Genomic DNA, 11,568 nt, shown 5'->3' on the forward strand with positions numbered 1-11,568 from the left:
CCTTACGCGGCGTGTTCAGGCGTGGGGGCGGCGGGCGCGCGGCGGGTTTCGGCGAGGGTAGCGAAGTAAACGTCCTCGAGCCCGCCGTTGACCGGCGCGAAGCCCTCGGGCTGGGTGTCGGCAAGGACGTGGACGACGATGTCGCCGGCAAAGAAGCGGTGCGAGATCACCTCGTATTGCGCCTGCATCTCGGGCAGCGCGGTGTGCGGCACGGTCTTCTGCCAGACGCGGCCCCGGGTCGAGGCGATCAGGTCATGCGGCGCGCCCTCGAGGCGCAGCTTGCCCCCGGCGAGCACCGCCATGCGCGGGCACAGGTCGGCGACGTCGTCGACGATGTGGGTGGAGAGGATCACCACCACGTTCTCGCCGATCCCGGCGAGGAGGTTGAGGAAGCGGTTGCGCTCCTCCGGGTCCAGCCCCGCGGTGGGTTCGTCGACGATGATCAGCTCGGGCTGGCCGATCAGCGCCTGGGCGATGCCGAAGCGCTGGCGCATCCCGCCCGAAAAGCCCGCGATCGCCTTGCCGCGCACGTTCCACAGGTTGGTCTGATTGAGCAGGTGTTCGACCATCGCCTTGCGCTCACCCTTGGCGCTTACGCCCTTGAGCACCGCCATGTGATCGAGCATTGCGGCGGCCGAGATGCGCGGATAGACGCCGAAATCCTGCGGCAGGTAGCCCAGCGTGCGGCGCAGCCGGTCGGGTTCGGCCAGCACGTCGATCTCGCCGAAGCGGATGCTGCCTTGCGTGGGCGCCTGCAGCGTCGCGATGGTGCGCATCAGGGTCGATTTGCCCGCGCCATTGGGGCCGAGCAGCCCGAACATCCCCTTGGGGATCGACAGGCTCACATCATCAAGCGCCTTGGTGCCATTAGGATAGGTGTGGCTGACGCCGACGAGTTCGAGCATGGTGTGTGGGCCCCTGTTATCAATCCTTTGCACTCTAGCGCATGGCTGCCAGCGTGAAAGCCGCATTCGTGGGAGCGGACGCGCGATCGATCGACGGTAACGCCGTTCGTCGATGGTGGTAAACGGTTCGGCGCCAAGCTGAGCGCCCGCAAGCCGCTCAGCCGAGCAGTTTGCGCGGCCCCGGCCCCTCACCGCCGAGCCGGTCTTGCGGGTTCCAGATCGCGCAGTGTTCGAGGCTGAGGCAGCCGCAGCCGATGCACCCGTCGAGCCGGTCGCGGGTGCGGGTGAGATCGGCGATGCGCTGATCGAGCCGAACCCGGATCGCGGCGCTGATCGCCTCCCAGTCGCGCGCAGTGGGGGTGCGGCCGAGGGGGAGCTTGGCGAGCTCGGCCTCGATCTCGGCAAGGCTGAGGCCGAGGCGCTGAGCGATAAGGATGAAGCTGAGGCGCCGGATATCCGAGCGCAGGAAGCGCCGCTGGTTGCCGCCGCTGCGCACCGGCTCGATCAGGCGCTTGTTCTCGTAGAAGCGGATCGCCGAGACAGAGAGCCCGGTGCGCCGCGCGATCTCGCCGATGGGGACGAGGTCGGAGGGCTTGAGGCGGCGGGGTGCGGGCGCTGGCGGCATGGGTCGGGGTCTCGCGATAAAGCTTGATCTCAAGTTAGGTTGAGATTGCACAAGGGGCAAGACAGCCGATTCGCACCCCTTGTCACGAAAGGATTTCCCCGATGCCATCCGCCTATCTCGAACACGTCAACATCACCGTCAGCAACATCGAGCGCAGCGCCGCGCTGCTTGAACGGCTGATGGGCTGGCACATCCGCTGGCGCGGGCCCTCGCAGCTTGGCGGCGAGACGATCCATGTCGGCGGCGAGCGTGATTACATCGCGGTCTATACCAAGGGCACGCCGGTTGGCCCGTTCGGCAAGGGCGTGCCGCTCAACCATGTCGGGCTGGTGGTCGATGATCTCCACGCGGCCGAGAGGATCGTGAAGGACGCCGGGCTCGAGCCCTTCAACCACGCCGATTACGCGCCCGGCCGCCGGTTCTATTTCTTCGACTGGGACGGGATCGAGTTCGAGATGGTGAGCTATTCCTAGAACAGCCCCGGCTGCTGCGGGGCGGGCGAAGGGGCCGCGCTCTTGGCCCAAGGCTCGCTGGTTCGCGTGATCGCGAGCGGCCCCGCCCACCCGCGGCACAGGCCGAAAGCCTCCTCCGGCGAGCCCTCCAGCCAAGGCGCGTGATCGGCCGGGGCGAGCAGCACCGGCATGCGCTCGTGCACGGCGGCCGCGTCGCTCCCCGCGCTGTCGGTCATCACCATCGAGTAGCAATCGCCCCACTCGTCCGAAGGCCGCCACACGCCCGCGGCCGCGAACAGGGCCGCATCGGGCAGAGAAAGCCACGTCCGCGTCATCCGCCCCTTGGGCCCCTCGGCCTCGGCCCAGGCCTCGAGCGGGATGAGGCAGCGGCGGCGCTCGAAGGCATGGCGCCAGAAGCCCGTTCCCAGCTTGTCGGTGCGGGCATTGTTGACCGGCTTGGGCTTCAGCGGCTGGCCCTTCGCGCCTTTCAAGACCAGCGGGAAGCCCCAGGTCATCGCTCTGACCGCGCCCTCGGCCACTACCAGCCCGGTGTAGCCCGGATAGACCTCGCCCGCGAAGTTCGCCCCGCCCGTGCCCTCCACCGTCCCGAACCACGCGGCGACCTCGCTCGCGTTTTTCGTCATGCGGTAGAGGTTGCACATCGCTCAGGCATTCCCGACCACGAAGCACGCCGCCGCCATCAGCGCCCCTGCCCAGCGGTTCGAGCGGAAGCGGGCGAGCGGGTTCGCCGGGTCGTCGGCGTCGAGGCTCGCCACCTGCCACGCCAGATGCCCCGCCACAGGCACCAGCGCGGCGAGCGCGAGGGAGTCGGCGCGGTAGAGCCAGAAGGCGAGCGCCCACAACCCGATCGCGGCGGCATAAAAGGCGGCGATCCCGCCCCGCACCGCAGCGCCCATCGCCAGCGCCGAGGAGCGGATGCCGACCATCGCATCGTCCTCGCGGTCCTGCAGGGCATAGATCGTGTCGTAGCCGATCACCCAGCAGATGCTCCCGGCATAGAGCGCCGCGAGCGCGTCCCAATTGTCCCACCGGAGCTCGGTCCAGCCGACGAGCGCGCCCCAGGTGAACACCATCCCCAGCCACGCCTGCGGCCACCAGGTGATGCGCTTCATGAAGGGATAGGCCGCGACCAGCGCAAGGCTGCCCAATGCGACCAGCTGCGCCTGCCACCTGAGTTGCAGCAGCACCACGAGGCCGACGATGCACAGCACCAGCAGCCAGCCCCAGGCGAGCTTCTTGGAGACCCGCCCGCTCGCCACCGGCCGCAGCGCCGTGCGCGCCACCTGCCGGTCGAGATCGGCGTCGACGATGTCGTTGTAGACACACCCCGCCCCGCGCATCGCGATGCTCCCCAGCAGCAGCCAGCCGAGCAGCGCGAATTGCGGCCCGGCCCCCGCCAGCCACACCGCGAAGACGCAGGGCCAGAACAGCAGCCACCACCCGATCGGGCGGTCGAACCGCGCCAGCATGGCGAGATCGCGCGGAAGCTGCGGCAGGCGCGCGACAAGGCCGCGATGCTCGCTGTCGGGGACCACCTGCTCGCTCATGCGGCCTCCCGCATTGCCGCACGCCAGCCGAGCACTGCCAGCGCCAGCATCGTGACGTTGCCCGCGAAGTCGAGCATCCCGATGCTGGTCAGCACCGGCACCTGGTAGTGGAACCAGTAGTTGAATCCGAAGAACGGCAGCAGCAGCACGGCGAAGATCGCGAAGCTCGTCGCGTTCCAGCGGGTCACCAGCGCCATCAGCCCGAACAGCACCGCCTGCGCGCCGAAGCAGGCCATGGTGAAGCGGGAGAGGTAGGCGCTGTCGCGATAGGGCTCGGTGATGGCGAGTTCGATCACGCTTGCGGGGGCGAAGAGTGCCCAGCCGCCCAGCCCCAGGAATACGGCGGCGATCAGGAATTGTGCGGTTCGCGCGGACATGACTTGCTCCCTAGCGGCCCGCGCGCCTAGTGCAAAGCCATGCCCGCAACCCCTGCATGGCCCCCGAAGAGCGCCCCGCGCCTGTTCGTCGCCGAGACGCTGGCGGCGGGCGCGTCGATGCGGATCGAGGGCAACCCGGCGCATTACCTCACGCGCGTGATGCGCGTGGGCGCAGGCGACATCGTGATCCTGTGCGACGATGTGACCGGCGAGTGGGCCGCGCGCGTGGCCGACGCAGGCAAGCGCGATGTGGTGCTGGAAGTGGCCGAGATGCTGCGCCCGCGCGAGGCGGTGCCCGATCTGTGGCTGTGCCCTGCCCTGCTCAAGAAGGACCGCTTCGACCTGATCCTCGAAAAGGCGACCGAACTGGGCGCCGCGCGAATCCAGCCGCTGCTGACCCGCCGCTGCGTGGCCGACAAGCTCAACCTCGAACGCGCCCGCGCGATCACCACCGAGGCAGCCGAACAATGCGCCCGCACCGCGCTGCCGCAGCTGGCCGAGCCCGTGAAGCTCGATGCGCTCCTCGCCAGCTGGCCAGAGGAGCGCGCGCTGTTCTTCGCCGACGAGAACGGGGGCGAACCGGCCGCCGCCGCCTTCGCGTCGCATCAAGGCCCCGCCGCGATCCTCACCGGCCCCGAAGGCGGTTTCGACGAGGCCGAGCGCGCGGCCATCCGCGCCCACCCGCAGGCCCGCGCCATCACCCTCGGCCCGCGCATCCTCAGGGGCGAGACCGCCGCCATCGCCGCGCTTGCAACGTGGATGGCGACCGCAGGGGACTGGTGACAGCACAGGCCTTCGACGGATTTTGCAAGACAAACCGGCTTACCATGCGCAAAGGCGAATTTGCCTTCCCAGCGGCAAATCAGTTTTATAAGGCAACCGGCCAGAGAGGGCCTCTTCGATGAGCACACGCGAAGCTTCCACTGCCGACGATCCGGTGATCGAAAGCCTCGACCAGCTGGTCGCCCCCATGATCAAGGGCGAAAAGCCGCCACAGGACTGGCGCATCGGCACCGAGCACGAGAAGCTGGTCTACAAGCGCTCAGACCACCGCGCGCCCTCCTATGACGAGCCCTGCGGCATCCGGGACCTGCTGAAAGGTCTCGAGAAATTCGATTGGGCGCCGGTCGAGGAGGGCGGCAACGTCATCGCCTTGAAGGGCGCGGACGGGGCAGTCAGCCTCGAGCCCGCAGGCCAGCTGGAGCTGTCGGGCGCACCGCTCGAGAACCTCCACCAGACCTGCGCCGAGACCGGACGGCACCTCGTGCAGGTCAAGGAAGTCGGCGAGAAGTGCGGCGTGGGTTACCTTGGTCTGGGCATGTGGCCCGACAAGACCCGCGAAGCGCTGCCGATCATGCCCAAGGGCCGCTACGACATCATGCTGCGGCACATGCCGCGCGTGGGCAGCATGGGCCTCGACATGATGCTGCGGACCTGCACCATTCAGGTCAATCTGGACTACCAGTCCGAGGCCGACATGGTGAAGAAGTTCCGCACCAGCCTCGCCCTGCAACCGCTGGCGACCGCGCTCTTCGCCAATTCGCCTTTCACCGAGGGCAAGCCCAACGGCTTCCTCTCCTACCGCTCGCACATCTGGTCGGACACCGATCCGGCGCGGACGGGCATGCTGCCCTTCGTCTTCGAGGACGGCTTCGGCTACGAGCGCTGGGCCAAGTATATGCTCGACGTGCCGATGTATTTCGTCTTCCGCGAGGGGAGATATATCGATGCGGCGGGCCTCAGCTTCCGGGACTTCCTCGACGGCAAGCTCTCCGTGCTGCCCGGCGAGCGCCCGACGCAGAGCGACTGGTGGGATCACCTCTCGACCGCCTTCCCCGAGGTGCGGCTCAAGTCCTTCCTCGAGATGCGCGGCGCGGACGGCGGTCCGTGGAGCCGCATCTGCGCGCTTCCCGCCTTCTGGGTCGGGCTGCTTTATGACCAAGGCGCGCTCGATGCGGCGTGGGACCTCGTCAAGGGCTGGTCGATGGAGGAGCGCGAGCGGCTGCGGAACGAAGTCCCGCGCCTCGCGCTCGCCACCAAGTCACCCGATGGCGGCACCTTGCAGGATCTGGGACGCGAGGTGCTCAAGATCGCCCACGCCGGATTGAAGGCGCGCGCGCGCCTCAACGCGGCGGGCGATAACGAGACCGGCTACCTCGAAACCCTCGATGAAATCGTCGCCAGCGGCAAGGTTCCGGCACAGCGCCTGCTCGATGCCTATCATGGCGAGTGGAACGGGGATATCACGCGGGTCTACGAACAGTCCTTCTAGGGACGGCAGGGGGGGGGGAAGCATGGTCCGGTTGCTCGCGCTCATCGTGCTGCTGCTCGCGGGCGCCCCCGCGCCGCTTGCGGCACAGACCCCCCCAGATCTGGCCGCCCGCTTTGCCGCCGACGCAGCGCAGCATGTGCGCGATCTCGGCGATCTCTATTCCAAACGCGGCTTCACCCCGCCCAAGATGGCGCAGCCGACGCTGGAAGACGTGCAGCTCTATCTCGCCGAACAGCGCGACGACTCCAGCCCCGGCTACCCCGAAGGCGCGGCGGTGCTGTTCTACGCCCATCACGAGGGCAAGCTGGCGATCTACCTGATCGACCGCAGCGGCCTCAGGGCATTCCACGAGACCGCGATCACCGCGGCGGGCTTGCGGCTTTCGGCCAACTATTACCGCCTCGACCTCGACGTCGACGGGCTCGCCCGTTCGCGAGCGCCGCAGTGGATCGGGAGCGGCGCAGCCCCTGCCCCCGTCGTCTCGTCCAGCAAGGCCTCGGGCCAGACCCCGATTGCCGACATCCTGCTGCCGCCGACGATCCGCACCGGGCTGCTGGATGTGCGCCATCTGGTGATCGTCGCGAACGGCGTGATCGCCTCGACGCCGTTTGCCGCCTTCCCCCTCACCGAAAACGAGATGCTGATCGACCGGATGAGCATCACCGTTTCGGCCGGGCTGTTCGATCTCGACCAGATGATCCGGCCATGGGGCAAGCTCAACGCCTATCAGGGGCTGCTGGTGGTGGGCGATCCGCGCGTGCCGACCACGCCCGACTGGCGCGTGCCGCCGCTGCCCGGTGCCGCGCGCGAGGCGCAGATGCTCGCCGAGCGCGTTGCGGCCGAGCCCTTGCTGGGCGAGGCGGCGACCAAGGCGGCGGTGATGGAGCGGATGGGCGCGGCGCGGATGCTCTACTTTGCCGCCCACGGCGTTTCCGATCCGCGCGATCCGCTCGCCGGCGGCTACCTGATGCTCGCCGGTCCGACGCGCGAGGAAGCGTTCCTGACTGCAGGCGAAGTCCAGCGGATGCGGCTGCGCGCCGATCTCGTCGTGCTGAGCGCCTGCCAGAGCGGGCTCGGCTTCAACCATGACGCCGGGGTCATCGGCCTCGCCCGCGCCTTCCAGAAGGCGGGCGCGCCGCGGGTGGTGATGAGCCTGTGGAGCGTCAGCGACGAGGCGACGCTCTACCTGATGGACCGCTTCCAGCTCGCCGCGATGGTGCACATGCCGGCCGAAGCGCTGCGCCTCGCGATGCTGGACGCGCGCAAGAAATACCCCGAACCCGCGCTGTGGGCCGCCTTCACCTTGTTCGGCACCCCGCGCTGACGAAACCACAAAGGGAGAGAGACATGCTGATCGTATTGGCCAAGGCGCAAGTGGGCGAAGGGGCGATGGAAGCGGCACAGGCGGCGATTGCCGACATGGTCGCCGCCTCCAATGCCGAGGCAGGGTGCATCGCCTATGCCTTCACGCAGGACGTTTTGCAGCCGGGCGTGATCCACATCGTCGAGAAGTGGCAGGACGAAGCCGCGCTCGCCGCGCACTTCGCCACGCCGCACATGGCGGCCTTCGGCGCGGCGATTGCGGGGCTCGATTTCAAGGTGATCGAGGCGCTCAAGTTCCCGACCGACGATGGTTCGCCGGTGATGTAGCCTATTCTGCCGGGAAGGCCTTCGGGTCATCCCGGCGCGGTCCGGTCGCCCCCAGCAGGCGGCGCCTGAACCGCGCGAGCGGCGCGGTGATCAACCCGTGCTGCTCCATCCACGCGTGATATTCGGCGTATTTCGGGTCTTCGGCGAGGAGGTGCGCCTCCTCGGTCTTGGCGCGCCAGTAATAGATGGCGTTGACCGCGAGGAGGAAGATGCAGTTGCGCAGCGGCTCGAGGAAGCCGCCGCCCGTCACCAGGAAGGGCAGCACGCTCGCCCACCAGAACAGGTTCTTCGCAAGGTAGGCCGGGTGACGGGTGAAGCGGTAGGGGCCATTGGTCAGCACGCCGCGATAGGTGAGGTTCGAGAAGCGGATGCCGAACACCACCGTCGCCCAGGCGTAGATGGCGGTGAGCAGCACCAGCAGTGCGCCCCAGGCCCACAGCAAGGCGGTGTTCCCGGACAGCCAGTGCGCCCAGCCCGGCGTGGCATATTCGTAGCTCAGGATCTGGTTGTCCGGCCCGATGATGCCCCACACGAAGGGCGGGTAGCACAGCAGCGCGGCGAGCCAGCCGGCGAGGAAGGGATTGCCCGAGCGGATGTGCGAATCGAGCGGGCGCAGCGTCAGGAGGTAGCCGACGGTGCCGATCTGCACGTCGACGAGGAACAGCAGCGTCACCAGCAGCATGACGAATTCGACAGGATCGGCAATGAGTTGCGCCGGGTTCGCCTCCACCACCTGCGCGAAGCCGGGGGGGAGGATCGAGATCATGAAGGCTCCGAAGAAGCCCTTGATCGCCCAGGCGCGCCAATGCCGGGCGATCGCGGCGCCATCCCACTGGTCGCGCCCTGCGAGCCCCCCGCCCGCCACCAGGGCGCCGAAGTGGAAGCACCCGTCGCGCGGGTTCACGAGGTAGCGGTCGAGCCAGATGACGTAGGGCACCGACAGGATCACCAGCGGGACGATCGCGAAGCTCAGAACTTCCATCGAGAACAGGTAGTTGCCCGTCCAGTACCAGCGTCCCAGCGCGTAGAAGCCGGCGAGCAGCGCCCAGGTCGACCACAGGCCGACCAGCTTGATCACCGCGACCGGCATCACTTCGGGCAAGGGCCGCCTGAGGCTCCAGTCGATGCCCGTCGAGGGGCGCAGGTGCACCTTGTCGACCAGCACCGACCACGCCGCCATCGGGGCCGCGGTGAAGAGCATTGCGGTGAGCGCGGCATAAGGCCCTGAAAGAACGCCGCGTTCTCCTCCCAGCGGGCCGCTCAGGCCCACTGCCTCCGCGATCGCGGGATAGGAGCGGCAGAAGCCGATCCACAGCGCCAGCCCCGCCAGCCCCGCCAGCCCGACGCCGGTCGAGACATCGCTGCGCGGGGGCGCGGTTGGAACTGGAGGCGGCGGCGGATTCATGGCCGCATCCTCCTACAGGCCAAGGGTTAACACCCCGGCAACTGGGCTCCGGATCGGCAACAAGCGGGCGAAAAGGGCACCATGACCCGCTCATGACCCGCCCATAACCCGCCAACGCCGCGCAGTGGCGAAAAGCGGGGGTAGGAGATCACTTCCAGGCGTGGATCGTGCCGCTGTCGTCCAACAGGTAGAGCATCCCGTCGGCCACCACCGGCGCCATGCTGACGGCCGAGCCGACATCTGCGAAGAGCGTCGCCGAGCCCTCGCCCGCGCTGACCTTCCACAGCTCCCCGCGCGAGCTGGCGACCCACAGCTGTCCGCCCGCGAGCACCGGGCCGGTCCAGAAGATCTGGCCCTCCTTGTCCTCCTCGTCCCGGTAACGCCGCAGCTGGCTGATCCAGCGCACCCGCCCCGAAGAGCGGGCGATGGCGAGCAGGCGCGCATCGTCGGTGAGGGTGAAGATCCACTCGCCCGCGATTGCGGGGGTGGAGATGCCGGCAAGGTTCAGCTCCCAGATGCGCTGGCCGCTGACCAGTTCATAGGCCGCCATGCGCCCGCCCTGCCCGAGCGCGTAGACGCGGCCCGAATCGATGATCGGATCGGCGTCGATATCGGTGACCGAGCCGACCGTGGTCGAGATGTTGGTGCGCGCCAGCGCGTCCGACCACAGCACGCGGCCGTTCTCGTAACGATAGGCGGTGAGCTCGCCGCTCGAATAGCCCGCGACGATCGTGCCCTGCCCGGCGGCGGGCGCGGCGACGCCGAACACGCCCGACTGGGTGTTCGACCCGCTCTCGTCCCACACCAGCGAGCCGTCGCCGATGGCGAGCGAGATCAGCTGGTTGTCCTGCGTCATCACGAACAGCTGGCCAAAGGCGATGGTGGGCGCGCCGCGCAGGGGCCCTGCCGGCTTGACCTTCCAAAGCATCTCCCCGGTCTCGGCATCGATCGCCTTGACCTCGCCCACGCCGTTGGTGGCGTAGAGCTTGCCGCCATCGAAACTGACCCCGCCGCCGAAGGCCGAGGGGCGCATGTCCTTGGTCATGCTCTCGTCGTTCTGGAGCGACCAGAGCCGCGCGCCGGTGTTCTTGTCGAAGGCGGTGATGACCCCGTCGGTGCCGGTGACGAACAGCTTGCCCGCGCCCACCACCGGCGAGGCGGCGAGGCGCTCGCGGTTGCTCGACCCGGCAACCTGTGCGGTCCAGACCTTGGAAGGGTTCTCGGCGAGCGCGAGGTGGCCGTAGGACTTGCTCGCCGCGCCGCCGACCTGCGCCCATTCGGGGTTGCCCCGCTGCGGCGGCAGCACGACGCTGATCCCGGCGAGTGCAGGATCGACCTCGGCCCCGCTCTCGATCCGCGAGAGGATCGGCACGCGGTTGCCGACGGTCGGCGTGGTCTTGTCCTTGCCGCCGCCGAACAGCCCGCCCTTGCAGCCGGCGAGGCCCGCCGCCAGCACGCCGGCGAGCAGCGCGGCGCGCAGGATTTTGTTCTGTTTCATCGGTACCTTGCTTCCCATCCCTCGATCATTGCGCAGCGGGCGCGGGCAGAGCCCCTGCGCCTTCGCCCGCGCTATCGCCTTCGTCATCGGACGTGACCCCTTCGTCCTTCAGCAGCTTCTTCACATCGACGATCGCGTCGACCCCCATCAGCCCTGCCATCTGGCGCGCGCGGCTGCGCAACGTTTCGGGCAGGTCTTCATCCTTCGAGATCGCCGCGAACAGCTTGCCCGCCTCGGCGCGGTTGCCGGCTTCGAGCTGCGCCATCGCCACCAGTTCCCCGGCCGAGCCGAAATAGGGATTGCCGGGCGTCGCCAGATCCTTGAGCTGCGCGATCACCTCGGCCGGCTTCATGGCGTCGTAATCGATGCTGACCTTGCGCACCCGGGCAAGATCCTTGAGCGCGGGCGGCGTGGTCGGATCGGCGGCGATCTGCTGGTAGAGCCCGCTCGCCTTGGTGCGGTCGCCCGCCTCGAGCGCGGCCGCCGCCTGGATGAACCGCGCCGCCGCGCGCGCACCGGGCGAGGCATCGTCGCCGAGCAGGCCTGCGACCTTCTCCGAAGCGCTCTTGAAGTCGTTCTTCCCGGCCAGGTCGAGCGCGGAGATGATCGTTTCCGACTGCGTCTCGAGCGCCCTTTCGGAATAGTTGTGCCAGACCATGTAGCCGCCCAGCAACGCGATCAGCGCCAGCACCCCGCCGAGCACCTTGATCCCGTGCTTGCGCATGAATTCGTAGAGCGCATCCTCGCGCACCGCCTCGTCGATGTCGCGGATCAGCACCTCGTCCTCGCGCGAGGGGGCGGGGGTGTCGGGGGAGG

At 68.5% G+C, this 11,568-nt stretch carries 13 protein-coding genes; 5 read left to right on the forward strand and 8 right to left on the reverse strand.

The genetic code is table 11. The features are described from left to right. Positions 1-2: 2 nt before the first annotated feature. Together AX692_RS13550 and soxR are read right to left on the reverse strand one after the other, a co-directional pair. Positions 3-905, reverse strand: a complete 903-nt coding sequence (locus AX692_RS13550) for an ABC transporter ATP-binding protein (protein ID WP_073973908.1) — start codon at positions 903-905, stop codon at positions 3-5. Between the two features lie 157 nt (positions 906-1,062). After that, entirely contained in the window at positions 1,063-1,530 is a 468-nt protein-coding gene (gene soxR / locus AX692_RS13555) for a redox-sensitive transcriptional activator SoxR (RefSeq protein WP_073973909.1), read from the reverse strand. 101 nt (positions 1,531-1,631) lie between these two features. Here soxR and AX692_RS13560 point away from each other — a divergent pair, with 101 nt between their 5' ends. Beyond that, the gene (locus tag AX692_RS13560; protein ID WP_073973910.1) at positions 1,632-2,003 is read left to right on the forward strand and encodes a VOC family protein; all 372 of its coding nucleotides are present in this window, start codon (positions 1,632-1,634) and stop codon (positions 2,001-2,003) included. On the opposite strand, the gene AX692_RS13565 is transcribed toward AX692_RS13560, so the two are convergent. Genes AX692_RS13565 through AX692_RS13575 form a run of 3 tightly spaced genes read right to left on the reverse strand, consistent with a single transcriptional unit; the run spans position 2,000 to position 3,927 of the window. Next, positions 2,000-2,644, reverse strand: coding sequence for an SOS response-associated peptidase (locus tag AX692_RS13565; RefSeq protein ID WP_073973911.1), 645 nt, complete (start codon positions 2,642-2,644; stop codon positions 2,000-2,002). The genes AX692_RS13560 and AX692_RS13565 overlap by 4 nt on opposite strands. Before the next feature lie 3 nt (positions 2,645-2,647). Next, complete coding sequence (gene ubiA / locus AX692_RS13570) at positions 2,648-3,550, reverse strand: 4-hydroxybenzoate octaprenyltransferase (RefSeq protein WP_073973912.1); 903 nt, start codon at positions 3,548-3,550, stop codon at positions 2,648-2,650. Then, positions 3,547-3,927 carry a hypothetical protein gene (locus AX692_RS13575; RefSeq protein WP_073973913.1) on the reverse strand — a complete coding sequence of 127 codons (381 nt, stop codon included), beginning with the start codon at positions 3,925-3,927 and terminating at the stop codon, positions 3,547-3,549. Before AX692_RS13575 ends, ubiA begins: the two co-directional genes overlap by 4 nt. A 39-nt stretch (positions 3,928-3,966) precedes the next feature. Here AX692_RS13575 and AX692_RS13580 point away from each other — a divergent pair, with 39 nt between their 5' ends. The 4 genes from AX692_RS13580 to AX692_RS13595 all read left to right on the forward strand — a co-directional run bounded on the left by AX692_RS13580 (position 3,967) and on the right by AX692_RS13595 (position 7,849). Then, on the forward strand, positions 3,967-4,710 hold the full coding sequence (locus AX692_RS13580; RefSeq protein ID WP_073973914.1) for a 16S rRNA (uracil(1498)-N(3))-methyltransferase: 744 nt from the start codon (positions 3,967-3,969) through the stop codon (positions 4,708-4,710). Positions 4,711-4,828: 118 nt separating this feature from the next. Beyond that, complete coding sequence (locus AX692_RS13585) at positions 4,829-6,199, forward strand: glutamate--cysteine ligase (RefSeq protein ID WP_073973915.1); 1,371 nt, start codon at positions 4,829-4,831, stop codon at positions 6,197-6,199. A 22-nt stretch (positions 6,200-6,221) separates the two neighbouring features. Continuing rightward, the gene (locus tag AX692_RS13590) at positions 6,222-7,523 is read left to right on the forward strand and encodes a CHAT domain-containing protein (protein ID WP_073973916.1); all 1,302 of its coding nucleotides are present in this window, start codon (positions 6,222-6,224) and stop codon (positions 7,521-7,523) included. A gap of 23 nt (positions 7,524-7,546) precedes the next feature. Beyond that, positions 7,547-7,849 (forward strand): putative quinol monooxygenase, encoded by a 303-nt coding sequence (locus tag AX692_RS13595; RefSeq protein ID WP_073973917.1) that lies wholly within the window; start codon positions 7,547-7,549, stop codon positions 7,847-7,849. A 1-nt stretch (position 7,850) separates the two neighbouring features. Here the strand turns inward: AX692_RS13595 and AX692_RS13600 are convergent, their stop codons facing one another. The 3 genes from AX692_RS13600 to AX692_RS13610 all read right to left on the reverse strand — a co-directional run. Further along, positions 7,851-9,254: a methyltransferase family protein gene (locus AX692_RS13600; RefSeq protein ID WP_073973918.1), complete on the reverse strand. Its 1,404-nt coding sequence runs from the start codon at positions 9,252-9,254 to the stop codon at positions 7,851-7,853. 148 nt (positions 9,255-9,402) lie between these two features. After that, a complete protein-coding gene (locus AX692_RS13605; RefSeq protein WP_230959459.1) occupies positions 9,403-10,752 on the reverse strand; it encodes a PQQ-like beta-propeller repeat protein in 1,350 nt (449 codons plus the stop codon). A 25-nt stretch (positions 10,753-10,777) separates the two neighbouring features. After that, the coding region (locus AX692_RS13610) for a tetratricopeptide repeat protein (protein WP_081095332.1) at positions 10,778-11,568 on the reverse strand (791 nt) is incomplete at its 5' end.

This window comes from Erythrobacter donghaensis (assembly GCF_001557325.1).
GTDB lineage: Bacteria > Pseudomonadota > Alphaproteobacteria > Sphingomonadales > Sphingomonadaceae > Erythrobacter > Erythrobacter donghaensis_B.